Origin of the sequence: Tepidanaerobacter sp. GT38, from assembly GCF_021991635.1 — a bacterium.
Lineage (GTDB): Bacteria > Bacillota > Thermosediminibacteria > Thermosediminibacterales > Tepidanaerobacteraceae > DTU063.
This window is the reverse complement of the sequence record NZ_JAFFJA010000060.1, coordinates 26,278-51,918: the sequence shown is the minus strand read 5'-3', so window position 1 is coordinate 51,918 and position 25,641 is coordinate 26,278. Positions and strand designations below refer to the sequence as shown.

Here is a 25,641-nt window from a genome sequence, read left to right as displayed (position 1 = left end):
TTTATCAGAATAAATTCAACATGACATTATCACAGAATAACAACAACGTATATCAAAAAAGGTTTGAAATAACAAAGTAAATGTAGTATAATAAGGTTTGTCGGGGCGTAGCGCAGCTTGGTAGCGCGTTCGGTTCGGGTCCGAAAGGTCGTGGGTTCAAATCCCGCCGCCCCGACCATTTTTGTTTTATGTTTACAGTCAATTTGATAATAATTGCTTACACAACCACTAAAAAAGTGGTTTTTTTATTTTTAAATATGCCATAATAGGCATTAGGGGTTGATTAAATGATTGAAATTGATGATGCTGGCAGCGGAAGCCTCATAGGTGGCACTTGTATAGGTCTTTATTGGTCAAAATACAATATATTTAAATATGATTTTGTACCTTTGGAATGTTATACACCTGAAAATTTTAAACAAAAAAATTATCAAAAATACGTAGTCAAAATAATATCCCGTTTTTTCAAAGAGCTGGACGTACCAAAAAATGAGGAGATACATGTTTGTCAGGGATACATTTTTGACATTCTTCGTGAATATCTGACTTTAAATGAATACAAATGGAAAAGCGTTAAAATTGAAGGTATACTGCAAGAAAAAGTCGAATATGCTTTTGCTGATTATACAGTAAGTCTAGGGTTACCTCGAAGTTATATAGCTTATACAAAATATCCTTTTCATTTTCATAAACTTTTGCGCTGGGTATATGCAGATTATTACAATAGAAAACAATATTGCAAAACCGGTTGGAAAAGCTGGCAAAAATACGGTGCTCTCCCCATAAACATAAGTTATGGCAGTATGAACACACCAGGTTATTTTTGCTTAAAATGCGGCAAAAAAATAAAGGCTAAAAGCCTTGTAAAAATTCTTGAATTTGTCAGCAATAAAAAGAACACTATATATATTCATGCAAATTGCTAATATGTTAATAAGTGAATTATTCATCAGGTGATATAGCAGTAACTGGACATACATCAGCACAAGCACCGCATTCGATGCATTTTTCTGGATCTATTTTATAAATCTCCCCTTCACTGATGGCGTCAGTTGGACATTCAGGTTCGCAAGCACCGCAAGCTATGCATTCATTATTGATGATATATGCCATTATCCATACCTCCATGTAAGTATTATCGTCTTTAGTTTGTCAAAAGAAATAATTTAAAATACATAAAAAACAAACCGCCCTGCAGGCGGTTAGAATTAATAAACTCCATTATTGATGGCTTTTAACTGGTATTCAAAAATCAGCTTGTCAAGTTTTGAGCTCAATAAATACACTTCCTTACTTATTAAGCTCTTTTTAGATTCAATTGCCGAGTATAACTCTCCTTTGGCTTCATCAATCTCCTGTGCTAACTGAACCATTCCTACTACTCCTCGCCTTATATTCTAACATGCGACAATTTTACCACAGCTTTGCGATTTATTCAAGCAAGGTCATTCGCTAAAATTTTGCATTTTTTGTAAATTATGTTGGAATATCTGGGAATTACTGTGTATTTTTGGCAAATTCTACTAATTGTTACCAAAAAAGATTTCTTTTTCTACATTAATGTATTCAAATAAATGGCATATTCGATTCGCTTTTTTTGCAATTCACATGCGATGCCATAGGGCTTTTTTAAATCACCATTTATTAAAAAATTATTTGCATTGCATCCGCCGCTACAGAAGAATCTAGCCCAACAAGTATGACATTCTTCTTTTGAAAAAACATGTGTGTGTCTCAAAACGTTTATTACTTCTTGGTTAAGTTCATTGCCAAATACATTTCCCATTAGAAACTGTTTTTGACCTATAAATTGGTGACATGGGTATATATCACCAGATGGTGTTACGGCTAAATAATCTCTGCCCGCTCCACATGCCCACAATCTTTTATATATACAGGGACCATGATATATATCTATGTTAAAATGATAAAACCTAAAGGTTTTTTGAGCTGAAGCTTTTCGCTTGATGTATTCCGCGGCTATATGGCCATACTGCTCAAAAAGCACCGGCAAATCCTCTTCTTCTAATAAGTAATCCCCATCTTTTCCCACTACCGGTTCGATGGAAATTTCTCTAAATCCAAGATCAGCCAAATGAAAAACATCTTTGGCAAAATCCAAATTGTGTTTGGTGAATGTGCCGCGCACATAATAATCCTTATTATCTCTTTCTCTCAATTCTACTACTTTTTTTATGTTGGCAACTATATCATCATAAGAGCCTCTGCCATCAGCTCTTACACGAATAAAATCATTTACTTCTTTTCTTCCATCAAGGCTCAATACAATATTATCCATATGTTCATGCAGATACTTTATAAGGTCATCGTTAAGTATTAGAGCATTTGTGGTAATGGTAAAATGGAATTTTTTATTGTGAGTCTTCTCCAGCTCCTTTGCATAAGAAATTACCTCTTTTACCGTTTCCACTGCCATAAGGGGTTCGCCGCCAAAAAAATCAATTTCCACATTCCTCATATTCCCTGAATTTTTTATCAAAAAATCTACAGCCTTTTTTCCTACTTGAGCACTCATCAATTCACGTTTTCCGCGATAATCGCCCTTTGCGGCAAAGCAATATTTGCACCGCAAATTACAATCATGGGCAACGTTAAGGCATAGCGCTTTTACATAATTTCTATTTTCTAATTTATCTAAAATCGGATCCACATTTATTTCGGTAAAGAGATAGCCATTGTCTTTTAATGCTTGAATTTCGTCAAGAGCTTCTAATATTTGTGATTCAGGGTATTTTGACTTAAGTCTTTCAAGGACTTTTTCCCTCGAATCTAAGTCAAAGTTTTTCAGAATATCAAAAGCCAAATCATCTAACTGAAGGACGGACCCGCTATTTACATCAAGAACAAAATTTTTATCAAAAACGCGAAATGTATGTATTTGAGCATTCAAATGTATCCTCTCCCATGTTACAGTAAAAGTTTTGTGCAGTAGTATTTTAACATATATGTTGACTTACATAAAGAAAGTTTTTGTAAAAAAAAGTCTTGGTGCTAGCTTTAAAGCCAACAAACCAAGACCATCTTCTCTACTGTACTATTTAATATTCTTTTTCTTTGCTGTATTCACTGATGTCTTTATAAAATGTGAGGCTTGTCCCATATTCAAGCATGACAGCATCATAGGCTGTATCTATTGTTACCCAGCCTTGATCTTGCAAATATACTTCGTTCCAAGCATGATAGGTGTCGATATCTCTTTTATATCCTTTCACCAGTTTCGTCGGGATATCTATGCTGCGCAGCATGGCAGCGTATAAAGCAGCATAATCAAAACATATACCCTTCCCTGAAGAAAGGATTTCCTCCACCATTGGTACATAATCGGTGCTTAAACTGGTTATTTTATCTTTATCATACTTGATGTATTTTATTATGTAATCATATATGGCATATGCCTTCTGTTCATCAGTATCTAAATTCTTCGTAAGTTTTTCTGCTATTTTGGCCACTTCACCATCTCTTTGCCAGTAAACAGGGCTAGCTGACTGCAAAAATGATATTTTGTCGTCCTTTAGCTTAACATTTACGTTTATACTGCTTTTTATCTCATACTTGTTGTCTTTGATGTTTTCCAAAAGCGACAGCTGATACGACCCAGATCCCATTTGCAGAGGAAAAGCATCTCTATCAGTCTTTACATCGTAATAGTAGGCAACGCCGTCCTTTTGAATCATGACTTTTATCTTATTATTATTTTTTAAAGGATAGTTTATCCTCACTATTCCCTGGTGTATATTTGTAAGGTCAAAAATATCCGAGGAACCAGCCCAGGCTTGTCCAATTGACAATACTACAAATACCAAAAATACAATTAAACTGAAGACCCTCTTTACCAAAAAATAAACTCTCCTTTCGGCAGCTGGCTGCCATTCTATTTGTATAAATAGAAAGGCCCTATAGCTTTGCGCCCCCGCGTTTCCACGGGTTTGCCTTTATCGCTTGAAAGTTTATTTTTAACTTTATTTTACAAACTTTTTACAATCTATATTTGTATTAATTTTACCATTATTTGTACACATTAACAAAAGCCAATGATTGTAGATTATTATTATATTTCTACATTTTTCTCCTTTTTTTGCAGCAAATTATTGTTTTTCATCAAGTAGCCTTGCTTTAACAATAAGCCTGGGGTAAGGTTTTCGGCTGTAATCACAGGTTATAAGTGTCAGGTGCTTTTGACCTTTTTCGGGCATTAGCACCCAGGTATCTTTTGCTTCCACTAATAATTTTTCGATCACCTCATAGGTATATGTGATATTTTGTTGTAAAATCTGCACAAGATCGCCTTTTTCTAGTTCGTCCAACCGATTAAACAGCCTGCCGTAACTGCGGCCCCTGTGAGCAGAAATACAGTAATTGCCCACCTGACCCGGACTTCCGGTGCCCTCAATGCTGGCAGCGGATATGTTGAGATTTGTCTTGGTTGCCCCTTTAAGAATTGGCAGTTCGAGGGCTATTTTTTCTATTTTCAATATGCCTTCCATGTGAGTTTCAATATATTTAGCAAGGTAGTCACTGTCATTTTCTGCTTTATTTTCATCTTCAATTGGGGAAGGTTCGTCCTCTGGATTTTGTTCAACATCATTATAGTACTCATCAAGATTTTCCCAACTTTGGGTCAATGTCTCAAGCAACTTTTTTTGCTGGTAGTCAAAATATGCCTCTCTTAGCTTTGGATAGGAAATAGTAATGATTCCAAGGATTATAAGTAATATGCCTAATGATTTTTTCAATTTTATCGCCACCTTTAAAAAAAAGACCTGGATTATACCTTGTGTATACTCCAGGCAAATTTAAGGAGTAAAGTGGATATTTTTAGCCTGCACTATAAAAATTAGTCCTTTAAAAAACCCCAAAACCCTTTCTACAACTTAAACGTTCAAAACCTTTTTTTCCTAATAAGACCTATCCCTGCCAAAATGGCAAAGGCACCAACAACATAGTACGGGTAGTGTACACCTTCGCCTGTCTCTGGCATATCTGGCGCGCCAACTGGAACTTCCTCCTCAGGAATTTCCATAATTTGCACATCCGGATCTGGTTCCGGCTCAGGTTCCGTAGGAACAGGCGGTTCAGGTTCCCCTTCGGGTATAGGCTCTTCTTCTATTTCTATGGGCGGCGCTGGTTCGTCATCGTCATCACGATCTCCACCATCATCTCCGCCGCCACCGGTACTTTCTGTAGTGAAAGTCCAATTTACTTTTAGTGAAGCCCCCTGATAATCATTTCCGGTTTCCTTAGGTAAATCCGCAAAGAAGTAGATGGTCTTCTCGGTTCCCGGCGCCAAATCTCCGATTAAAACATTTCCTTCATTTGCAACGGATCTAAAAGTACCATCGCAAATGACCTTATCACCGTCTTTATCTTTTATGGTAAGCGTCATTACATCTGCCAAGTAACCGCCTCTGGGAGATGTCTCGCTTATAATATTTGTCCTTATATATACGGTTAAACTGCTTGAACTGGTATTTTTAAGTTTTAAGCTGGAACTTTTCTTGTCCCCGGGGTTTAGATTTCCAGTATCCACAGTCTTTTCCGGAACGTGGATCACCAGACCGTTATCATTATTTATGATAAAACCAGGTTCACCTAAAGCTATACCGGGAACTTTTACAATAACAAAACTTATAATGACTACCAGGACTATTATCCTCAGTATTCTTTCAATCATTTCATCTACCCTCCTTGGCGGATAATACTAAGGAACCTTCTTTATCTTTGAAAAAAGCCCTAGAGGCTTGAATTTTCTTTGGGAGAAAGGGCGGCGTTACACCGCCCATTTGTATTCTTAAGCAAGAATTGTTATTTATATTTAACAACTTTTTAACTTAGGTGTTGGCATCATTGGTTCAGAAATGCCACTATATTTTATTCGATTTTTTCTACTGTTACTTCGAAGAAATTATATCCAGCTTCTTGGTTTCCTCTTTCAAATACAAAACTGAAAGTTCCGCTTGCCGCACCATCTTCAAATGTTATATTTTGTTCCGGATATTCTATACGAGTTCCAAAGGCAGGGTTTGGATGATTGTCTAATACCACTTTAAATGTTACGTTTTTGGTTCCACTATAGTCAAAACTTCCATCTTTAACATTAGTAAAGTTATAATTTATAGTTACTTCGGTATAATATTTTTTGTAATGTTTTCCTTCTGAATAATTCCTTGTTTCACCATTTCCATTAAAATCATAGCTATCTATTTCGCCATCTCTGTCGTCTCCGTTATCATCCTCGTTTTTGCCTGTCCAGCAGGGCGTTTCTTGAACTTTTTCCTTATATATTGCTGCTAAACCTTCAGGCGTATAATCAGGATCTGTTACATCACTCCATGCATCTTTCCAAACTTCTGTTGGTGCATCATGTGAAGCCTGGATTGCTTCTACATATCCTGATAATATGAAGTTCGCCCTCATGTATCTATTATCCATTCTTTCGCCGTCAAAGTACACTACTAAGGGCAGTTCAACATCAGGCTTATACTCTATGTTAGGATCATCTTTATAATATGTTCCATGTAACGGGCCCTGGGTATAGTAAAGCCATATTTCGCCATCTTTATCATATATTTCCCAACCGCTGTTTTTTGCAGGCAAATAGGAAACAATATACTTCGCTGGATCATTTTCTAAAGCATTTAGATGAGCATTAAGAGCATCTATATCAGCGAACTCTCTTCGGGTATCCTCTTTTATTTTATCAAATAATCCGTCAACTTCATTTGCCTTGGATTCCCATATCTTATCGAGTTTAACTCTTATTTGTGCATTTTTTGTTCCTACATTTTTAATTAACCATGTAACTTTAAAGCAATCTTCAGGATTAACATTGTCAAACTTGCCTGTAATAAAAGTTGGTTTCCCTTCTTCAGCATTTACTAAAACCGTTCCTGCAGTAAATTTAGCTTCAGGCACATCTGCTTGGTCTGTAAACCATGCCTGTGTAGCTCCAGCAATTAATGCTGCAGCCAAAGCAATTACCAAAACACTCATCATAATTCTCTTTTTCATATTACTTTGCCTCCCGATTTTAAAATTTTACTTTTTAATAATCGGCGGCCAGGCTGCCATTCTATTTCTAGAAAGGCCCTATAGCTTTGCGCCCCTGCCTTTCGACAGGTTTGCCTTTTTCAAATCAAGGTAATAATGGATTCTTTAAAATTGCGATGTGTAAACTTAAGCCCCCATTTTATTTAATTTTTTGAGAATTTTTTGGCAATCACTCCCTTCAAATATTCTTTATTTAATTCATCAGCTTTCTGGCCAATGCCAATATTGCTTCCTTGCATCATTTGATGCTTGGATCGCCTGCACCTCTAAATCAATCATTAAAGTAGTGGAATCCCAAATGTCATCAAAGTTTACATTCAGGGGGAAATTCACTGAATCACCCTTTTCTACTACTTTGCTATAATAGAAATATTCATCATTGCCTTTTTCCCAATCATTGTCAGTTACTATAAATTCTACATTCTCACCAGCATTTGTAATAACTTTTGCACGGAGGAATACATCGTTTGTACCTGTATTTTTAATAGACCAGGATATACTTCTATTTACAGCAAAAGGATCATCTGTATTTACTAAATGTTGACCATTAAATTTAATTTCAACAGTACCGGAAACAAATTTTACCAGCTCTTCTTTTACTGTATCTGTGAAATAGGCTATCGTATTTCCACTTACAAGCAGTCCTATTAAAGCAAAAACCATAAAGGATATTAAGATTTTCAGTTTCATTTTTCATTCATCCTTCCATAAACAACCTATCACTTTAACTAAGCTTTACTCTGAGAGTCCTTTTGAACTGCCTTTTCTTTCTTCATTGCTCCAACATTATTGTAAAGGTTTATAACTTCAAAGATGAGCAGTATTGCTGCTGGTATGAGAATCAAAATAATCAAGCCAAGTTTTGTCTGGGTAAAATGTATAAAATATCCTAAGTAAGGTATGGCCAAAACTACTTTTCCCACTAAGTTTTCAGTTGTTACAGGATTCGGATCAATGGCATTATTTGCATCACCTTTTGTTGTAATTTGAATATCACCATCTGTGTTATCAATAGCTACTGCCCTGTGGCTTATCAATTGTTTCCCTACTCCTAATCCTCTGTATGTTATGATGTCTCCCTCTTTAATCATCTCTGCGCTTATAGGCTTTACAAACACTAAACTGCCCGTATCAAACGCAGGCTTCATGCTGCCGCTTAGAACTATATACATATAATGACCTGCTACTCGGGGAGGTCCTCCTGATATTTTCGCAGATACCAGTGAAAAAACTAAAATTGCTACAATTATAAGAGTGATAACAAAAAATATATTTTCTAAAACTTTTCTAAAACCTAATAAGAAATTACCTTTGCTTTTGCGCATTGTGTTTTCTTCTTTATAAGCTTTTTGCTCTATCATAGTTCCTCCTAAAATATCCAAGTTTTTAACTTTGCCATATTATTCATCAGTATATACTTCCTCTTCTACACCTTTATTAACGCTGTCTGCATTTTTATCGTTATTACTTTCAACAGAACTCTTATCTCCTTTTTCAAAATTGCTTTCGTAACTTTCATGGCCATTTTCTGATGGATTCTTAACGGGTTCCTCATCAGTGGAATTTTCCTCTTGATTTTCCCCAATATTACCATCTGGGTTCCCATTATCTAAATTTTCATTTTCTGCAGTTTCTTCATCTTCTGTAGTCTCTGAAGGACCCGTATTAGCTTCATCTTTTTTACCTTCGCCATTTTCATATCTGTCTGAACTTTCATCTTCTTCCCCTACTTCGACCGTTTCTTCGTCTTCGCCCGTATTGTCTTCCTCTGGTTCATCTATATCATTTGGGTTATCGCCTGAAGAATTATCATTTTGGTCTTTGCCATTATCTTCATTATCTGTGTTATTGTCTTCGTCGCCTGCCTCCTCGTTTTCTGGATCTGGTTCATCTTCGTCTTTGTCTTTATCGGCTTCATCGTCACTGACCTCATTTTCACCTTCGTTCTCTGTATCTGTTTCCTCATCATTGTTGTCGCCTTCGCTATTATCTTCATCGTCTTTATCATCACTTAGTTTGTCATCAGCAGGATCTGATGGCAGGTTTACATCTTCTTTATCTTGATCTACCGGGTCTAATCCCGGCTCTTCAAGCTGTTCGCCTTCAATGTTGTCTTCAGGAACTTCTTCCGGATTTTCTGGTATTTCTTCGATAATTTCTTGAATTTCTTCTTCAACTTTTACTAACTCTACTTGTAATTCGTATTTGAAATATCTATTGGATTTAAGTGTAGCTCTAATGATTATAGGTCCGTCACCAGCGCCGCTTTCTACAATGAGTTTTCCTGCTTCAAGCCTTACACCGCTAATTTGAGATAACAGCTCCCATTCGATCTCATCAGCGGGAACCTCTTTGCCATCTAAATAAAACGTGTATGAATATACCTGTTGTCCCTCCTCGGCCATAGGCACTGTTATATTTAATAGACCATCCACATAGAAAGAGTCTTTCATTTGTTCGAAAAATTCTCTCTGTAAATCAGGTGTCCTCCCGGAACCTCTAAAGATAAATTTTTCTCCCAAACCGCTCTTACCCATTCCGCGGCCTTTTCCGGATATGTCAAAAGCCGGAGTGTAGTCATCTATATCAATGAAAGCTGCTATTTTACTCCAATCATATTTTAGTTGTAATTGTCTTCCACTTGTTTGCACTTCTATTGGACTAATACCTATTATTTCATTATCATAAGTAAGTTCTAAAGAATCTATCATAATATCTTCCGCGTTAAACCCACAATCATCGGGAAGACTCATTTCAGCTATTAAAATATCGTCGACAAATTGTACGTTAAAATCCACTTTAAGATCGTTAAATGTATGAATATCAAAATACAGTTCCACTACACCGTTACTCATTGTGGTAACTGTTCTCTTTCCGGAAATGCGGCCATCTTCACTGTAAACAATCCTATCGGTAAAATACGCATTTATATATTTTAAATCTAACGGGTATGTTACAAGCGCTGTAGACATTACAAGAATTGTGGTATTTCGCACAGCACCTTTAAATACTGATTTTACACTCTTTATATGTTCTGGTTTTTTGTTTTTTTCCAAATCATCACCCTCTTTAATGCCTTTACGCTTTACCAGATTAACAGTGGGTAGCCGCCAACTTTATACCAAGTTATAAACCAGCCTTATACTTCCCAGTATCTAAAGTCAACTAATCCTTTTTCCACATTTTGTAAGGCGTCTTGAGTTAAATGCAAAAGCTCCATATAACTGCGAAAAGCCACGGTTTTTTCCCTTTCTAACCATTGTATGTATCCCTGAATTGTATTTCTTTCGGCATGGATTACCTTTATAACAAATGTACAGGGCAACTCCGAATATGCTTTTTCTTCTTGTGATAACTTGGCTTTTCTCATAATATCCTCCCCATAGGGATATAATGAAAAAATGATTATTCTTTTTGGTTTATTTTAACAATTCATTATTTCTTTTCAGTCACAATACAGTTATATTAAGTGAACGTTACAGTTTTATTTGAATTTCATTTGAATGTCATTTGGATTTCACAAAAATAAAAAAAACCGGTTTTACCGGTTTTAGCGTCTAAGTAAGATTAAGTAAAAGGATCTGATGCGGTGATATGCTGAAAATCAATTTTTATTGCAAACTTGTCAGCAGCTATAGTTTTTTTGAATTTGCTTTGTATTCTATTTTGGATTAGGCTAAGATTTGATTCAGATAAATTTGTGAGCAGCAGCAGAATCTGCGAAGGATTCCAGCGGCAAAAAACATCACCTTTTCTCAGGCAATTAAAAAGCAGTTGCTCTAAACTCTTTACCGCTTGTTCTCTATCTTGCTTTGAAATATTTGCTCTGTTGGCTATAATCGAAATAAGCCCTAAAAACTTATTAGAATCCGTTCTGAGGCTTTGCCTTCTCTCAAAGTTGAATATGCTTTTGAAGTAGTCCAATTCACAATATAGAGCACCTTCCATTTTGTCATCTTCAGCTAAATCCCTGCCCAAGGACAAAAGATCTGCAATTCGGTTTTCGCTATGGTCTGCGGTAATCCTCTTATATATATTTCTCAATGCCGGCGTGGGCTCAATATAAAATTCCTGATACATCTTACTGGTAATATAATTGTAATGGCTTAAAGCACTTTTAAACTGTTCTAACTCGATAAGAGCTTCCAAAAAATAAATATGTATTCCTTCCTCATATGGCTCAAGAAGTGAAGCTTTCTCGTAAATCTGAACTATTTCGCTATACCGCTTTTCAGCCATTAAAAGTTCCATCAAGTTTAAAACCGCATGAACGTATAACCGATGATATCGAATTCTGATAGGATACACCCACTCGCTGTAAGGGTTTTCTGCCAGATATTGCCCTTTATAAAGTTCCAATGCCTCACTGTATTTTTGTATAGCCTGTCCAATATCGGTGTCTTTTACTGAATCAGCAAATTTTATCTTTTCTTCAAAAATGTCCATGTCTATTATGCAGTTTGCGCCAGTTTCAAAAATGTAAAAGCCGTTTTCAAAAGAAAGGTAAAATTCACTCTGAACGGCATTATCACTCATTAAACCCATTTTTTCCATATTTCGCTTTAGTCTAAATACTTGAGTCCTTAAAACATTTTTTGGGTCAAAAATTTCATTTCCCTTCCATAGAGCTTCAACTATGGTTTCTGGCACTAGTTTTTTATTCCTATATGTAATAAAATATTTAAGCAGCTCTAGATTTTTGCTCGCCCTACTGCTCTTCCTTAATACAGATTTATCATTTATCTTTATATCAAAATCACCAAAGGTAACCACTTGTATTGGCAAATATAATCCCCCCATTGGCAAAGTAAGTATTTTGCCAAAAAACTAAATATTTGCTTTTATTATAACAAATTTAGTCATTTGCTGTCTAGATTTTATACTTTTGTAAAAACGCAATACTACGTACATAAAACCCGCTCCTGTAGGCTAAAGAGCGGGTTTTGTGTAAAAATACTGTAGCGCAAAACTTATCTTATATTTAAATTTATAGTAAATTTAAGGTATCTACATAGTCCATATCAGTGAAAGCCTGATTTTATTCTACCACATAATAGCATTTACGTTTAGGTTGTACTTTGCCCATTCATTGGCTAAAGTTTTGGTGAGAAAGCAGAATTGTTTACCAAATTTTCACAAGAAGGAAAATATAAACAGGCTGCTATCTACTTAAAGCAAGCCCTCCTGACAAAACGGGAAATGTGTGCAAAAAGACCGAATAAAAAGCAAAAAACATCAGCTCTAAAGGCTGATGCTAAGGGTTTTAAATGAGCAAATCTATAAGCCGAGTTCTGTATTAGATGGTCATCTATCTAGGATGCCAGTTGCCTGACACCTCAAGCGACCATACCCGGGAGCACGACGGGCCGCCGTATAAGCTCCCCTATTTGGTCTTGCTCCAGGTGGGGTTTACAGAGCCGGGAAGTCGCCATCCCGCTGGTGAGCTCTTACCTCACCTTTCCACCCTTACCATAACAAATGCTAGAGCATCTGTTAGGCGGTATATTTCTGTTGCACTTTCCTTGAGGTCACCCTCACTGGGTATTACCCAGCACCCTGCCCTACGGAGCTCGGACTTTCCTCGGACACAAAATGCCCGCGACCATCTGATTTGCTCAATTGCATATCTTTTTTATTAGGATTGTATTATAACATATATGACTTTATTGTCAAGGCCACATTGATTGGCAATTTTTACGCATACATCTCTTCATCAAGAGCTTCGTCTATGCCACGATTAGCTAAATCGTCGGCTTTTTGGTTGTGCTCTCGTTTAACATGTCTTACTGTATAATTTTTAAATTCCTTCAATAATTCACATGCTTCTGTGTAAAGAGGTTTAAGTCCCTGATTTTTCACTTGGTATTCGCCGTTTATTTGCTTGACCATAAGTTCACTGTCTGATATCACTTCAATTTCGTCAAAATTCATTTCCAGGGCATTCTTCAAAGCAGTGACTAAAGCTGTGTATTCAGCGATGTTATTTGTGGTTTCTCCTATGTATTCACTAATTTCGTTTAAAACATTGCCTTTTTCATCTACAAACACAATTCCAATGCCGGCATGTCCAGGATTCCCCCTGGAAGCACCATCAGTATAAACTATAACTTTGCTCATAAGGCCTCCCATCTTTAGTTGCTACACAAGTATTCTCCCGCAATTTTCACAGCAGACTATGGTTTTGTATTGCTTAGCTTCCAAAGCCACCATAACTGATACCTCAACCATACATCCGCTGCATTTTCCATCAGAAATCAACGCAACAGGATTGCGTTTAAATCTTTTTATTTTGTAGAACTTTTCTAATAGCTCCGGAGAAATACTTGCCTCAAGTTGTTGTAGCTGTATTTGTAGTAAGTCTAATTCAGTTTTTATTTTATCAATTTCCTGCTTGATTTTCAATTGTTTTTCTTTATATTGAGCCTTCTTTTGATTTGCCAGTTCCACTTCTTGAGGAAGGCTAGTTTTTAAGTAGTCTAATTCTTCCATTATCATAAGCGCCTTTTCCTCATATTCCTCGACTTTTAGGTGTGCTGTTTTGCGCTTTTCTTCAAGAATCTTTAATTCTTTAACGGTAGTTACTTGACCGCTGTAAATTCTTTGGTCAACCTGTTTAATAGAAGAATAAGAATCATCTATGATTCGTTCCATCTGATGTAATTCCTTTTCTAGTATGTGTATGCGTTTATTTTTTTCCTGTAGCCTTGTTTCCATTTCATCTGCATCTTTTTTTAGCCGATATAGGTCTTTTGATTCGGGATGATTTTTTAATCTTTGTTTTAAAAGCTCAAACCTATTTTGCATTTCCTGTAATTTGTAAAGATTACTCAACTCTTCTTGTAACATTGTCTCACTCCCTAAAAAAAATAAAAAGAGAACAGGACAAAAGCCTATTCTCATATTATTACAAAAGGATCCTTGTCTTTATATATGGAAATTTCCACTTGTTTGCGCAAAAGTTTTGTTTGCTCTTCAAGATGCTCTTTTAGCACAGGTAGCAAAATGTTTTCTGTGGCAAAATGGCCTGCGTCAATTACTGCAAGACCTAATTCCTTAGCATCAAGGGCTTCATGGTATTTAACATCGCCGGTTACCAGAACATCAGCACCGAAAAATGCAGCGTCATAGATTAAATCACCGCCAGCACCTCCGCATACGGCGATTTTAGAAACGCTCTTATTTAAATCTCCAACTGCCCTGATGTGAGATAAGCTTAACTTTTGTTTCACTATCTCACAAAATTCCCTTAATTTAACAGGTTCTCTAGCATATCCCATACGTCCGAGGCCAAATTCTTTGCCGGAATTGTTTATAGGATAGATGTCATACGCTACTTCTTCATATGGATGAACTTTTAGCATTGCACTTATGACCTTTCTCAGAAGACTTTCAGGTACAATGGTTTCAATTCTAATCTCATCGGCTTTTTCCAGTTTATTGAGCTCACCGATAAAAGGATTTGTACCTTCAAGGGGCTTAAATGTGCCAAAACCATCAGCATTAAAAGTGCAGTGGCTGTAATTTCCTATGTGGCCCGCACCGGCTTCACATATGGCATTTCTTACTGCATCTTCATAACCTCTTGGTACAAAAACCACAAGCTTATTTAACTTCTCACGATAAGTGGGCTTTAATACCTGAATTTGCTCTAGATTTAACAAATTAGCTAATATATCGTTTATGCCACCGCTGGCTATATCCATATTTGTATGTAGGGAGTAAATAACTATATCGTTTTTGATTGCTTTATATACAATTTTCCCAAGGGGCGTATCTTTTTTTAAAGACTTCAACGGTTTAAAAATTAGCGGATGATGTGAAATTATCATTTCGCATGAGTTTTTTGCTGCAAATTCTACAGTTTCAGAAGTAACTGTAAGTGTTAATAGGACTTTTGAGACTTCACCGGAAAGATCTCCTATAGCAAGGCCGGGGTTGTCCCAATCCATTGCAAGTTTTTTAGGAGCCCATTTTTCTAATATTTGAACTAAGGTCTGACATGAAATCATCTTATGACCTCCTTTAAGGCATCGAGATGCTTTTTTTGCTCCAAAATCAACTTTTTACCTGATTGAGAAATCTCTAGTCCTCTTATTATATTTTCTAATTTTCTTATTCTGTAGTTTATATACTCGTAAATGACAGATGATTTTTTATTTCTTAACACCGGCCCAACTAATATGTCAATTTCGTCAAAAGCCTTACGTATTCCCTTTTTTGCCACTATAACTTCATAAAATTTATTAGCTTCCATTGTCACATCTTCATCTATGATTTGATAACCCGCCGTAAGTAAAAATTCTCTCAACTTGGCCTGGTTCCTCATGGGTTGCAGTATAAGTTTTTTAAACGAATCAGCAGTCTCCCTCGACTCAGATATAATTTGGACAATATTAATTGCGCCCATACCTGCTATAACTGCTATATCACCTTCACCGGGTTTTATGGGCTTAAGGCCTGAACCCAGCCTCAGGTCAATATAGTTTTGACAGCCAAATTTTTTTATGTTTTTCCAAGCCTTTTCAAAAGGTCCAGAAAGTATTTCAGTAGCAATAACTTTCTTAGATAGACCTTTATTGACTAAATAAATAGGCAGATGAGCATGATCCGTTCCTATATCTACTACCGTAGATCCTTTTTCAATCTTTGATGCTATCAACTGTAATCTATTCCCCAATTTCATTTGTTTCGCAACCTCGTTTTATTAAACAAAATAGTGGAGAAAAATCCCCACTATTTATTTATTCTAGAAAATCTTTAAGTTTTTTACTGCGGCTGGGATGGCGCAGCTTTCTCAATGCTTTAGCTTCAATCTGCCTAATCCTTTCCCGCGTCACTCCAAAAACCTGCCCAACTTCTTCAAGTGTCCTGGGGCGCCCGTCATCTAGGCCGAATCTGAGCCTTAAAACTTTTTCCTCTCTCGGTGTAAGTGTCTCTAATACATCTTCCAACTGCTCTTTTAAAAGCAGATATGCAGCAGCATCCGCAGGTGCCAATGCTTCATCATCCGGAATAAAATCTCCAAGAAAGCTGTCTTCTTCCTCACCAATGGGCGTAGCTAAGGAAACGGGTTCTTGAGCAATTTTCATTATTTCTCTAACTTTTTCAACGGTCAAGTCCATCTCTTCAGCAATTTCTTCCGGGAGCGGATCACGGCCAAGCTCTTGCAATAATTGTCTTTGCACGCGAATAAGTTTGTTAATAGTTTCTACCATGTGAACAGGAATTCTTATAGTTCTTGCTTGATCTGCAATAGCCCGAGTGATGGCCTGTCTAATCCACCAAGTCGCGTAAGTGCTAAATTTGTATCCTTTGCGATAATCGAATTTTTCCACAGCCTTCATTAGACCAAGGTTGCCTTCTTGAATAAGGTCCAAGAAAAGCATTCCTCTACCTACATATTTTTTTGCGATGCTAACTACCAAACGCAGATTAGCTTCCGCAAGTTTTCGCTTAGCTTCTTTATCGCCTTTCTCTATTCGTTTCGAAAGTTCTATTTCCTCCTCAGCGGAAAGAAGAGGAACCTTGCCTATTTCTTTTAAATACATCCTGACTGGATCATCAATGGCAATCCCTTCAGGAATGGAAAGGTCAATTTCTTCATCTAAGTTAACTTCTTCAGGGATTTCTTCGTTATCATTTATCACTTCAATGCCCATTTCTTCAAAGGATTCGTATATCTTATCAATCTGATCGGCATCCAGATCCTCTATTTCATCTAAAGCATCCATAATTTCTGAGTAAGTAAGCATACCGGTTTTTTTGCCTTTTTCGATAAGTTCTTTTACCGCTTTCATTTTATCTTGTGTTGAACTTTTAGTGTGTTTTTTTTGCATATCCTTTTTTGCCATTTATGCTCCCTCCTTCCCCGGAGTAGTCTGTGAAACTAATTCATCCATTTCAGATTTAAGTTGTTGGTAAATATTCAAAAGATCGTTGATCTCCCCTCTATTTCCTAATATTTCAGCCTGTCTGAGCTGTTTTCTTATATTGGCAATAGCCGCCTTTAAATAGCCTTCCTTTACTTTTGTCACAAGACTATATATAAAGTCATGATCTTTTACGTCCACCTGTTCAGACATTATAGATAAAAATTCGTCACGACCTTCTTCATCTAGAAAATTAAACAAATAAGAAACATCTATATCCTTATCCTGATTAATCTTTTTAAAGACGACTTCAGCAACTTTCTGCGTTCTGCTATTTGTAAAATACCTTTCATCAATTTGATCTTCTAATTCCTTCCGTATGGATTTATCATCAAGGATTAATTTTAACAATTTCCTCTCGGCTTTATAAAATCCTGTTACCTCAGGTATTTTCTTAAATTCTTTATTATTATATCTTATTTGGCTATTTTTATACTTTAATCCATTGTTTGCCAATTTATTTCTATAGACTTCTTTTTTAATGGCTTGAGGCGAAAGCTCAAGTTCCTGCGCCAAATTTTTTATGTATATTTCAAGTTCCGTTTCATTGTCAATATCGGCTAAAATGTCTAGAGCTTTTTTGATGTATTCAAGTTTTCCATCAGGTGTCCCAATATTTATACCTTGCCTTGCTTTTTTAAGTTTGTAGCTCGTCAAATCAGAAGAGGCAGTCAGTAGTTTTTGAAAAAACTCTGCACCCTGTTCTTTTATTATTTCATCAGGGTCTTTTCCTTTCGGCAAACTTAGAATTTTTACTTTAAGGCCTTCCTGTGCTAAAATGTCCATTCCTCTTTCCGTTGCAGCTTGACCTGCCTCATCGGCATCATAAGAGAGTATAACTGTATCTGTATACCTTTTCAGGAGTCTTGCTTGGTTTTTTGTAAGTGCTGTTCCAAGCGAAGCTACCGTTTGTTTAAACCCATGCTGATGTAGTGTTATGCAATCCATATATCCTTCTACTACGATAATATCTAAGGCGGGATCCTTTTTTATTTTGGAAAGAGCGTATAAATTGTCCCCTTTTGAAAACAACGGTGTTTCCGGAGAATTTAAATATTTCGGCACTGAATCATCAAGTGCTCGCCCGCCGAATCCAATAATGTTTTTGGTCACATCTTCTATAGGAAACATTATTCTATTTCTAAATCTGTCATAATATCCCTTTTTATCTTTACGTGCCACCGCAAGGCCCACTTTTTCCAAAGTTTGCGGGGATATACCGTATTTTCGAGAAAATTTTATAAGACCATCCCAAGATGATGGTGCATATCCGAGATAAAAATTATCAATTGTATCTTGTGTCAATCCTCGTTTTTTTATATAAGCCAAGGCTTTATAACCTTCACGGGTGTGAAATAAGCAATAATTAAAGTATTTTGCCGCTAATCGGTTTATTTTAAGATACTCGCGTCTTTCCCGAAATTCCTGGGATAATTTGTTATTAATATTTTCAGGCAGTGGTACGTTAAATTTGTCGGCTAAATACTTTACCGCATCGGGAAAACTTAAGTTTTCTTTATTCATAATAAATGTAAATACGTTTCCACCTACGCCGCACCCAAAACAATAAAATAACTTTTTTTCTACATCAACGTTAAACGAAGGAGTCTTTTCAGTATGAAAGGGGCAAAGACCTATATAACTATTGCCGCGTTTTTTTAAGGATGTGTATTCTGATATTACTTCTAATATATCAGCTCTATCCTGTACTTCTTTTATAATATCTTCAGAATAAAACCCCAATCTTACCACCAAGCCTTAAAAAAAATCTCCCCATAGCTAAATGAGGAGCTATCGTCGCAAGAAAGTATTTCTTTACCCCCCCCTCAACTTTACATAACATTATTCTACGTCAATCCCTATTATTCCTTCTTTTTGTACCATAAAATGTAGTGATATTTTTTCAGGTTTCCAAAGGCCAAGATGAAGGCATATAGATATCTTGAAATTTTTTGATGGCAAAAACATCTGTCATGCCCGCTATATAGTCTACTACTGCTCTTTCTACACTTTCCTCTTTTGAAATTTTTATAAATTCAGGTGGCAGAGAATCAGGATGATTTGTATAATGTTCAAATAAAAGCCGCAACATCATCTTGGCTTTATTTTCTTGAGCCTTTGCTGCCGAGCCTACGTAAACATTTTTAAATAAGAACTCTCGCAGTTTTCGTGTTGCATCATATATCTCATCACTCATTTTTATAAATGGTTGACCAAAGCTTGTAACAATAACATCTTTAATCATGGTATCAATGCGCTGGCCGTGTTTTCTTCCCAATATATTAATCAAGTCTTCTGGCAGGTCTTCTGGTTCTAATATTCCTGCTCGTTGGGCATCATCAATATCATGATTGATATATGCAATCCAATCTGAGATTTTAACTACCTGACCTTCCAGTGTAGCGGGATTACCTCTGGTTGTATGGTTTTTTATGCCGTCTCTGACTTCCCAGGTTAGGTTAAGGCCCTTGCCTTGTTCTAAAACATCAACTACTCTAAGGCTTTGCTCTTCATGCCTAAAACCATTTTTCATTAGATCGTTCAAAACTTGTTCACCGGTATGGCCAAAGGGCGTATGCCCCAAATCGTGCCCTAAAGCTATAGCTTCAGTTAAGTCTTCGTTTAATCTCAGTGCTTTTGATATGGTTCTCGCTATCTGCGCTACTTCCAAAGTATGGGTGAGACGTGTTCTGTAGTGGTCTCCTTCGGGAGATATGAATACCTGGGTTTTATGTTTTAATCGGCGAAAAGCTTTTGAATGCAGTATTCTGTCCCGGTCTCTTTGAAAATCTGTACGGACACTGCACTTGTCTTCATATCTTTGCCGCCCTTTGCTTTTAGAGCTTAAGGCTGCATACGGTGAAAGATAGCTTTTTTCCAGCTCTTCTTGTCTTTCGCGGAAATTCACTTGCAGCCACCTCCAAACGACACCAGCTAAAATTCGTAAAGATATTCTATAAATAAGTTGCTTTTTCCTTTAAAATCATAAAAAAAGAGACGAAAATCGTCTCATTAGTAAACTGAAAAAGGGTACTGTCCCTTGATAATAGACAATACCCTTTTATGCTTATAATTAGTTTCTAGGATGTTTAATCTGAGCTTGAGCGGCTGCAAGTCTTGCAATAGGCACTCTATATGGTGAGCAGCTGACGAAGTCGAGATTTATCATATGGCAGAACTCTACAGAATTTGGTTCTCCACCATGTTCACCGCAAATACCTACTACTAAATCGGCTTTTTCCTGACGACCTTTTTCTACTGCCATCTTCATCAATGAGCCGACACCTTTTCTGTCTAGAACTATAAATGGAGAATCGGTGAGTATTTTCTGCTCTAGATAGTGTGGCAGTATCTTGCCCTCGGCATCATCACGGCTAAACCCAAAGGTAGTCTGTGTTAAATCATTTGTTCCGAAAGAGAAGAAATCTGCGGATTTAGCTATATCGTCAGCAGTAAGACATGCTCTGGGAAGCTCAATCATTGTTCCAATGAAGTATTCAACCCTTATTCCCTCTTCTTTGAATACTTTTTCAGCAGTCTTTTCTACGATTTCTCTTAAGGTTTTTAGCTCTAATTCATGACCTACTAGAGGTATTTCGATTTCAGGTATTGCCTTAATGCCGCGCTTTGCTAAAGTGCATGCAGCTTTCAGTATTGCTTTAACCTGCATCTCATAGATTTCAGGATAGAGCAAACCTAATCTGCAGCCCCTGAGTCCAAGCATCGGGTTCATTTCACTTAGTGCTCGAACTTTTTTCAGCATCTCCTGTTTAGCTGCCAATTCTTCAGAAGCGCTTTGACTCTTTAGTCTCTCGATTTCAACTATTAGTTCTTCTGCATTTGGCAAGAATTCATGCAGAGGCGGATCAAGGAGTCTTACTGTTACAGGCAATCCGCTCATGGCTTCGAAGATGCCTTCAAAATCTCCCTGTTGAATGGGCAACAGCTTAGCTAGTGCCTCTTCTCTTTCTTCTTTGGTTTCTGACATAATCATTTGCTGAACGATTGGCAGTCTGTCTTGGGCCATGAACATATGCTCAGTTCTGCAAAGCCCGATGCCCTCTGCACCAAACTCGCGGGCAAGTTTTGCATCATGAGGAGTGTCTGCGTTTGCTCTTACCTTAAGGACTCTTACTTCATCTGCCCATTTTAGAATTTCATTAAATTCATTAGAAAGCTCAGGATCTATCATTGGCACTTCACCAATGAAAACTTGGCCTGTAGAACCATCTATTGAAATAATGTCACCTTTCTTAACTACTGTATTTCCAACCTGGAATTCTTCCTTCTCATAGTCGATTCTTACGGCTTCACATCCGGATACGCAGGGCTTGCCCATACCTCTGGCAACAACAGCAGCGTGGCTGGTCATGCCGCCGCGACTGGTCAGAACACCCTGGGCTAGGACAATTCCATGGATATCATCAGGTGTCGTCTCTGTTCTGACCAAAATCACCTTTTGTCCTTCTTTACCCATGGCTTCCGCTTCATCTGGATCGAAAACTACCATACCTGATGCTGCTCCTGGAGAAGCCGGCAGGCCTTTTGCTGCTGCTTCTGCTTTAGCAGCAGGGTCTATTCTGCGGTGAAGCAGGCTTTCAAGCTGATCTGCAGGCACCCTGAGTACGGCCTCCTTTTTGTCAATAAGACCTTCTTCTACCAAGTCCACAGCTATCTTAACTGCAGATTGAGCCGTTCTCTTTCCATTGCGGGTCTGAAGGAGATATAATTTTCCGTTCTCAATAGTAAATTCAATGTCCTGCATGTCCTTGTAATGCTTCTCCAGCAAGTTGGAGACATTAATAAATTGTTCATACACATCGGGCATTACTTCTTTCAGCTGGTCTATGCTCTGGGGCGTCCTAATACCTGCAACCACGTCTTCGCCCTGGGCATTTAACAGGAACTCACCGTAAATCTTATTTTCTCCTGTAGATGGGTTACGGGTAAATGCGACACCGGTACCGCTATCATTGCCCTTATTTCCAAATACCATAGTCTGCACGTTTACAGCAGTTCCCAAATCATCTGGTATTTTATTTATTCTTCTGTAAACCTTAGCCCTCTGATTATTCCAAGATTTAAAGACAGCCTCTACTGCCATCAAAAGCTGTTCTTTGGGATCTTGAGGAAATTCTCTGCCTGTCTCTTCTTTTACTTTTTCCTTAAAGTGCTTTATAACTTCCTGCCAACCTTCGGCATCCATTTCTGTATCTAGAGTAATATTTTTCTTTTCTTTTACTGATTCGATTATTGCCTCGAACCTGTTATGTTCAACTTCCATAACTACATTTCCAAACATCTGAATAAATCTGCGATAGCTATCATAGGCAAAGCGATCATTACCGGTTTTTGCCGCCAAACCTTTCACACTTTCATCATTGAGGCCCAAGTTTAATATTGTATCCATCATACCCGGCATTGATATGACCGCACCGGACCTGACAGATACCAGTAAGGGATCTTCGGTATCACCTAGCTTTTTGCCCATTTCCTTTTCCAGGTTTTCGAGAGCTTCAAAAATCTGAGAAAGAATTTCTTCAGATATTTTTTCACCTTCCTGGTAGTATTTTAAGCAGGCCTCAGTAGTCACAGTAAAGCCCATGGGAACCGGTAAGCCGATATTTACCATTTCGGCCAAATTGGCACCTTTTCCTCCCAATAAGCTTCGCATGGACGCATTTCCTTCGCGAAAACTGTAGACGTATTTTTTCGTCATTTTACATTTCTCCTTTCCTTATGATATCTATAATATTAGTAGCTATTTCTTCCACTGCTTTGTTGGAAACATCGATCTTTATACAACCTATTTTTTCCATGACCTTATCGGCATATTCAATTTCTTCCATAATTCTACTATGCTTTGCATAATTAGCGTCTGTTCCAAGACCTAAAGCCTTTAGTCTTTCTTGGCGAATATCGTAAAGTTTTTCAGGACTGATAGTAAGCCCTATTACCTTTCTGGCCGGAAGATTAAACAATTCGTCTGGTGGGGCAACCTCCGGCACCAAGCGAAGATTAGCAACCTTTAATCGTTTGTGTGCCAAAAATAAGGCTAGAGGTGTTTTAGATGTTCTGGACACGCCTATGAGCACTACATCAGCTTGAGACAGTCCCCTGGGATCCTTACCATCATCATACTGGAGAGCAAATTCTATAGCCTCAATCTTTTTAAAATAATCTTCATCAGTGCGGTGAACCAGGCCTGGCTGTAATTGCGGCTTAATTTCCATCATTTTTGAAAAAACATTCATCATTGGTCCCATTAAATCCACAATAGGAATGCCGTTTTGTCTTGCCAAGTCTAGCAGATATTCTCGAACTTCGGGCAGTATAATAGTACATATAATGGCACAATTTATTGTGGTTTTTGCTTCCTCAATAATATCTTCTACATATTCTTTATCAGTTACATAAGGAACCCTGCGAATTTCTACTCCTTCGGAATTAAATTGGACCAAAGCCGCCCGAATAACTAATTCAGCGGTTTCGCCAATTGAGTCAGAAACGGCAAATACGATTGGATGAGTGTTTTTATCGCTCACTATGCTTTCCCCTCTCTAAATCTGCCCCATTTCAACAAATAACTTGGTAATGGTAGTCTTCGTTACTTTGCCAACTATTTTAAACCTTTGCCGATTGCCCTCAAGAACTAGTTTCACTACAGGCAATGCGTCAACCTGGTGGTCAACAATTTTCTTTGCAGCATCATAAGCACTTTCCTCTGGTGTTACTGTTATTATATTTGGCATCCTTGTCATAACCATCCCCACCGGCATTTTATGTATATCTGCATTGCCGATGGCTATTTTTAAAAGGTCTTTGCGTGAAACAAGACCAGATAAATATCCATCTTCACCTATTACAAAAAGAGTTCCTACATCTGTTAAAAATAGAGTAACTATAGCATCGTATACAGAGGTGCTTTCTGTTATGACTGAAGGAACCGCTTTTATTTTGTCAACTTTTATATCCCTTATTGCCTCGGAAATAAGATTCTTGGGAACTTTGCCGGTGAAAAAGTATCCAACACGAGGTCTGGCCTCTAAGACCCCTATCATAGTTAAAACGGCAAGATCAGGTCGCAATGCCGATCTGGTTATATTGAGCTTGTCCGCAATTTGTTCACTAGTAATGGGCTCGTATTTTTTAACTATGTCGATAATCATAGCTTGTCGCGATGTTAACTCAATAGGGTATCACTCCTTTCAGACCCCGGTTGCCAAATAATATAAATACTACACAGCACAAAGAAGTCCTCTTTTTTAACCAAAAAATTTTATTACGACAGGTGTGATTATTGCTTCAATTGCAGCTGCTATAAAAAGAAGTGGCACAAAAATCCCTAATGATAGAATATTCTTATTTAAATTCTCCTTTAATAATTCTACTCGATTTTTACCTTTCGGAAATATTAAATCTAAACCTGTTTTTAAACCAAAGGCTCCAGCTCCAATTACTGCAGGCATTTCTGCTATACCATGAGGCAGTATGCTGGCTATGAAAAATATTATCGATTTACCCTGGTAAAAAGTGAGCGCCATGACTATGCCCATAATGAAACCATTGAAAAAAATGCCAAATACTGTAATTAAGCCAAAGACTATGCCGCCAAACATGATGACTAATAACGCCTTTACATTGTTTTGAAATATTAACCCTGTCACATGAAGTTTACTGCGCTTTTCCATGGCTTCACCGATTTTTAAAATATTGCCTAAAAGTTCTTCTATATTCGATAACACATAATCAGGATTGCTTAAAAAAATGTAATACCCTACCAGGATGCCTAGTGAAAACAATATGACAGAAGCTAAAACTAACTTTCCCTTGCCTTTAAAAGATTCAAGTATGGGATCCAACATGTTCACCCCCATTAACTATAAGCCGCTTTTAATATTTAGTTTTTTCACGTCTTTTATAAACTCAACAGTTTTAAGTTTTCGGTCGATTTGATGTGATATAAAAAGGCTTAAAATTTCACTTAACTGTTCTCTAGTATATTTATTCAAAGTTATGTCTTTTAGTTCCTCATAGGTCATCGTCAACATCTTTTGTAAAACACTTAAAGTGTCCGGGGTAATACTTACCGCACCTTGTTTTTTACAGTCGTGACACAAAATCCCGCCCATAGCTGGGCTAAAAGATATTTTATCTGAAACCTTTCGTCCACAATTAACACAGACAAAAACTTCCGGTGCAAAACCCTGTATGGCCATGAGCTTTATTTCATAAATGCGACTTAGTATCTCCTTATCTTCCATCTCTTGGAGTAGATACATTGTTTTTAAAAAAAAGCGGAACAGTTCACGGTTTTTATCTTCCACAGGCGTAGAAGCCCTGAGAAGCTCGGCAAAATAAAGGCCATAAGCCATACTTTCAAGATTTTGACGTATTTTATAAAAGGACTCCTTTATCTCACACTGGCTTATACTATCCAGATTCCTACCTTCCACTATCAAAAATTTACTATAAGAAAACAGTTGACTTCCAGCAAGTATGGGATTTCTGGGGCGGCGAACACCCCGCGCAACGGCATGAATTTTACCTCTATCAGGTGAAAAAAGAGTAAGGATTTTATCTGCTTCACCCAAATTTCTATGACCCAAAACTATAGCATCTGTTTTATACAAAGCCATGTATG

At 37.2% G+C, this 25,641-nt stretch carries 25 protein-coding genes, 1 tRNA gene, 1 other RNA gene and 2 riboswitches; of the genes, 2 read left to right on the top strand and 25 right to left on the bottom strand.

Annotation, left to right across the window (positions count from 1 at the left end; translation table 11 throughout):
• Positions 1-101: 101 nt before the first annotated feature.
• Both JT739_RS09030 and JT739_RS09025 read left to right on the top strand, forming a co-directional pair.
• Positions 102-178 (top strand) — tRNA-Pro (locus tag JT739_RS09030).
• A 109-nt stretch (positions 179-287) separates the two neighbouring features.
• A complete protein-coding gene (locus JT739_RS09025) occupies positions 288-926 on the top strand; it encodes a hypothetical protein (RefSeq protein WP_237660790.1) in 639 nt (212 codons plus the stop codon).
• Positions 927-942: 16 nt separating this feature from the next.
• On the opposite strand, the gene JT739_RS09020 is transcribed toward JT739_RS09025, so the two are convergent.
• From JT739_RS09020 to recO, 25 genes are all read right to left on the bottom strand, one after another.
• Positions 943-1,113: a 4Fe-4S binding protein gene (locus tag JT739_RS09020; protein WP_237660789.1), complete on the bottom strand. Its 171-nt coding sequence runs from the start codon at positions 1,111-1,113 to the stop codon at positions 943-945.
• Positions 1,114-1,208: 95 nt separating this feature from the next.
• The gene (locus JT739_RS09015; RefSeq protein WP_237660788.1) at positions 1,209-1,373 is read right to left on the bottom strand and encodes an aspartyl-phosphate phosphatase Spo0E family protein; all 165 of its coding nucleotides are present in this window, start codon (positions 1,371-1,373) and stop codon (positions 1,209-1,211) included.
• A 179-nt stretch (positions 1,374-1,552) separates the two neighbouring features.
• Positions 1,553-2,911, bottom strand: a complete 1,359-nt coding sequence (gene scfB / locus JT739_RS09010; RefSeq protein ID WP_237660787.1) for a thioether cross-link-forming SCIFF peptide maturase — start codon at positions 2,909-2,911, stop codon at positions 1,553-1,555.
• Positions 2,912-3,059: 148 nt separating this feature from the next.
• The gene (locus tag JT739_RS09005) at positions 3,060-3,857 is read right to left on the bottom strand and encodes a transglutaminase family protein (RefSeq protein ID WP_237660786.1); all 798 of its coding nucleotides are present in this window, start codon (positions 3,855-3,857) and stop codon (positions 3,060-3,062) included.
• A gap of 15 nt (positions 3,858-3,872) precedes the next feature.
• Positions 3,873-3,962, bottom strand: a riboswitch (cyclic di-GMP riboswitch).
• Positions 3,963-4,106: 144 nt separating this feature from the next.
• Positions 4,107-4,754 (bottom strand): class D sortase, encoded by a 648-nt coding sequence (locus tag JT739_RS09000; protein ID WP_237660785.1) that lies wholly within the window; start codon positions 4,752-4,754, stop codon positions 4,107-4,109.
• Positions 4,755-4,900: 146 nt separating this feature from the next.
• Positions 4,901-5,692, bottom strand: coding sequence for a CalY family protein (locus JT739_RS08995; protein ID WP_237660784.1), 792 nt, complete (start codon positions 5,690-5,692; stop codon positions 4,901-4,903).
• A 197-nt stretch (positions 5,693-5,889) separates the two neighbouring features.
• A complete protein-coding gene (locus JT739_RS08990) occupies positions 5,890-7,029 on the bottom strand; it encodes a TasA family protein (protein WP_237660783.1) in 1,140 nt (379 codons plus the stop codon).
• Between the two features lie 40 nt (positions 7,030-7,069).
• A riboswitch (cyclic di-GMP riboswitch) is annotated at positions 7,070-7,154 on the bottom strand.
• 115 nt (positions 7,155-7,269) lie between these two features.
• Positions 7,270-7,758, bottom strand: a complete 489-nt coding sequence (locus JT739_RS08985; RefSeq protein WP_237660782.1) for a SipW-dependent-type signal peptide-containing protein — start codon at positions 7,756-7,758, stop codon at positions 7,270-7,272.
• Positions 7,759-7,796: 38 nt separating this feature from the next.
• Positions 7,797-8,429: a signal peptidase I gene (locus JT739_RS08980; protein ID WP_237660781.1), complete on the bottom strand. Its 633-nt coding sequence runs from the start codon at positions 8,427-8,429 to the stop codon at positions 7,797-7,799.
• Positions 8,430-8,468: 39 nt separating this feature from the next.
• A complete protein-coding gene (locus JT739_RS08975; protein ID WP_237660780.1) occupies positions 8,469-10,124 on the bottom strand; it encodes a hypothetical protein in 1,656 nt (551 codons plus the stop codon).
• Between the two features lie 83 nt (positions 10,125-10,207).
• Positions 10,208-10,438: a hypothetical protein gene (locus tag JT739_RS08970; protein WP_237660779.1), complete on the bottom strand. Its 231-nt coding sequence runs from the start codon at positions 10,436-10,438 to the stop codon at positions 10,208-10,210.
• A gap of 197 nt (positions 10,439-10,635) precedes the next feature.
• Entirely contained in the window at positions 10,636-11,853 is a 1,218-nt protein-coding gene (locus JT739_RS08965) for a BTAD domain-containing putative transcriptional regulator (RefSeq protein WP_237660778.1), read from the bottom strand.
• A 479-nt stretch (positions 11,854-12,332) separates the two neighbouring features.
• Positions 12,333-12,686, bottom strand: an RNA gene (gene rnpB, locus JT739_RS08960) — RNase P RNA component class A.
• Between the two features lie 76 nt (positions 12,687-12,762).
• Positions 12,763-13,185 carry a ribonuclease HI family protein gene (locus JT739_RS08955; RefSeq protein ID WP_237660777.1) on the bottom strand — a complete coding sequence of 141 codons (423 nt, stop codon included), beginning with the start codon at positions 13,183-13,185 and terminating at the stop codon, positions 12,763-12,765.
• Positions 13,186-13,206: 21 nt separating this feature from the next.
• Positions 13,207-13,914, bottom strand: coding sequence for a zinc ribbon domain-containing protein (locus JT739_RS08950; RefSeq protein WP_237660776.1), 708 nt, complete (start codon positions 13,912-13,914; stop codon positions 13,207-13,209).
• Positions 13,915-13,964: 50 nt separating this feature from the next.
• Positions 13,965-15,077 (bottom strand): Nif3-like dinuclear metal center hexameric protein, encoded by a 1,113-nt coding sequence (locus JT739_RS08945; RefSeq protein WP_237660775.1) that lies wholly within the window; start codon positions 15,075-15,077, stop codon positions 13,965-13,967.
• Entirely contained in the window at positions 15,074-15,751 is a 678-nt protein-coding gene (locus tag JT739_RS08940; protein WP_237660774.1) for a class I SAM-dependent methyltransferase, read from the bottom strand. Before JT739_RS08940 ends, JT739_RS08945 begins: the two co-directional genes overlap by 4 nt.
• Before the next feature lie 58 nt (positions 15,752-15,809).
• A complete protein-coding gene (gene rpoD / locus JT739_RS08935) occupies positions 15,810-16,904 on the bottom strand; it encodes an RNA polymerase sigma factor RpoD (protein WP_255688640.1) in 1,095 nt (364 codons plus the stop codon).
• 15 nt (positions 16,905-16,919) lie between these two features.
• Positions 16,920-18,749 carry a DNA primase gene (gene dnaG, locus JT739_RS08930; protein WP_237660793.1) on the bottom strand — a complete coding sequence of 610 codons (1,830 nt, stop codon included), beginning with the start codon at positions 18,747-18,749 and terminating at the stop codon, positions 16,920-16,922.
• Positions 18,750-18,900: 151 nt separating this feature from the next.
• On the bottom strand, positions 18,901-19,905 hold the full coding sequence (locus JT739_RS08925) for a deoxyguanosinetriphosphate triphosphohydrolase (protein ID WP_237660773.1): 1,005 nt from the start codon (positions 19,903-19,905) through the stop codon (positions 18,901-18,903).
• Positions 19,906-20,070: 165 nt separating this feature from the next.
• Positions 20,071-22,716: a pyruvate, phosphate dikinase gene (gene ppdK / locus JT739_RS08920; protein ID WP_237660772.1), complete on the bottom strand. Its 2,646-nt coding sequence runs from the start codon at positions 22,714-22,716 to the stop codon at positions 20,071-20,073.
• Position 22,717: 1 nt separating this feature from the next.
• Positions 22,718-23,542 (bottom strand): pyruvate, water dikinase regulatory protein, encoded by an 825-nt coding sequence (locus JT739_RS08915; RefSeq protein ID WP_237660771.1) that lies wholly within the window; start codon positions 23,540-23,542, stop codon positions 22,718-22,720.
• Positions 23,543-23,557: 15 nt separating this feature from the next.
• Complete coding sequence (locus JT739_RS08910; protein WP_237660770.1) at positions 23,558-24,166, bottom strand: helix-turn-helix transcriptional regulator; 609 nt, start codon at positions 24,164-24,166, stop codon at positions 23,558-23,560.
• A 96-nt stretch (positions 24,167-24,262) separates the two neighbouring features.
• Positions 24,263-24,862 carry a stage II sporulation protein M gene (locus tag JT739_RS08905; protein ID WP_237660769.1) on the bottom strand — a complete coding sequence of 200 codons (600 nt, stop codon included), beginning with the start codon at positions 24,860-24,862 and terminating at the stop codon, positions 24,263-24,265.
• A gap of 15 nt (positions 24,863-24,877) precedes the next feature.
• Positions 24,878-25,636 carry a DNA repair protein RecO gene (gene recO, locus JT739_RS08900; RefSeq protein ID WP_237660768.1) on the bottom strand — a complete coding sequence of 253 codons (759 nt, stop codon included), beginning with the start codon at positions 25,634-25,636 and terminating at the stop codon, positions 24,878-24,880.
• Positions 25,637-25,641: the final 5 nt, after the last annotated feature.

Excerpts from the sequence above, each read along its gene's own strand:
- JT739_RS09025 (WP_237660790.1), top strand. The coding sequence starts at position 288 with ATGATTGAAATTGATGATGCTGGCAGCGGAAGCCTCATAGGTGGCACT.
- JT739_RS08910 (WP_237660770.1), bottom strand. The coding sequence starts at position 24,166 with ATGATTATCGACATAGTTAAAAAATACGAGCCCATTACTAGTGAACAA.
- JT739_RS08980 (WP_237660781.1), bottom strand. The coding sequence starts at position 8,429 with ATGATAGAGCAAAAAGCTTATAAAGAAGAAAACACAATGCGCAAAAGC.
- ppdK (WP_237660772.1), bottom strand. The coding sequence starts at position 22,716 with ATGACGAAAAAATACGTCTACAGTTTTCGCGAAGGAAATGCGTCCATG.
- JT739_RS08990 (WP_237660783.1), bottom strand. The coding sequence starts at position 7,029 with ATGAAAAAGAGAATTATGATGAGTGTTTTGGTAATTGCTTTGGCTGCA.
- rpoD (WP_255688640.1), bottom strand. The coding sequence starts at position 16,904 with ATGCAAAAAAAACACACTAAAAGTTCAACACAAGATAAAATGAAAGCG.
- JT739_RS09020 (WP_237660789.1), bottom strand. The coding sequence starts at position 1,113 with ATGGCATATATCATCAATAATGAATGCATAGCTTGCGGTGCTTGCGAA.
- JT739_RS08940 (WP_237660774.1), bottom strand. The coding sequence starts at position 15,751 with ATGAAATTGGGGAATAGATTACAGTTGATAGCATCAAAGATTGAAAAA.
- JT739_RS08985 (WP_237660782.1), bottom strand. The coding sequence starts at position 7,758 with ATGAAACTGAAAATCTTAATATCCTTTATGGTTTTTGCTTTAATAGGA.
- JT739_RS08905 (WP_237660769.1), bottom strand. The coding sequence starts at position 24,862 with ATGTTGGATCCCATACTTGAATCTTTTAAAGGCAAGGGAAAGTTAGTT.
- recO (WP_237660768.1), bottom strand. The coding sequence starts at position 25,636 with ATGGCTTTGTATAAAACAGATGCTATAGTTTTGGGTCATAGAAATTTG.
- JT739_RS08945 (WP_237660775.1), bottom strand. The coding sequence starts at position 15,077 with ATGATTTCATGTCAGACCTTAGTTCAAATATTAGAAAAATGGGCTCCT.
- JT739_RS08950 (WP_237660776.1), bottom strand. The coding sequence starts at position 13,914 with ATGTTACAAGAAGAGTTGAGTAATCTTTACAAATTACAGGAAATGCAA.
- JT739_RS08995 (WP_237660784.1), bottom strand. The coding sequence starts at position 5,692 with ATGATTGAAAGAATACTGAGGATAATAGTCCTGGTAGTCATTATAAGT.
- JT739_RS09015 (WP_237660788.1), bottom strand. The coding sequence starts at position 1,373 with ATGGTTCAGTTAGCACAGGAGATTGATGAAGCCAAAGGAGAGTTATAC.
- JT739_RS08970 (WP_237660779.1), bottom strand. The coding sequence starts at position 10,438 with ATGAGAAAAGCCAAGTTATCACAAGAAGAAAAAGCATATTCGGAGTTG.
- JT739_RS08955 (WP_237660777.1), bottom strand. The coding sequence starts at position 13,185 with ATGAGCAAAGTTATAGTTTATACTGATGGTGCTTCCAGGGGGAATCCT.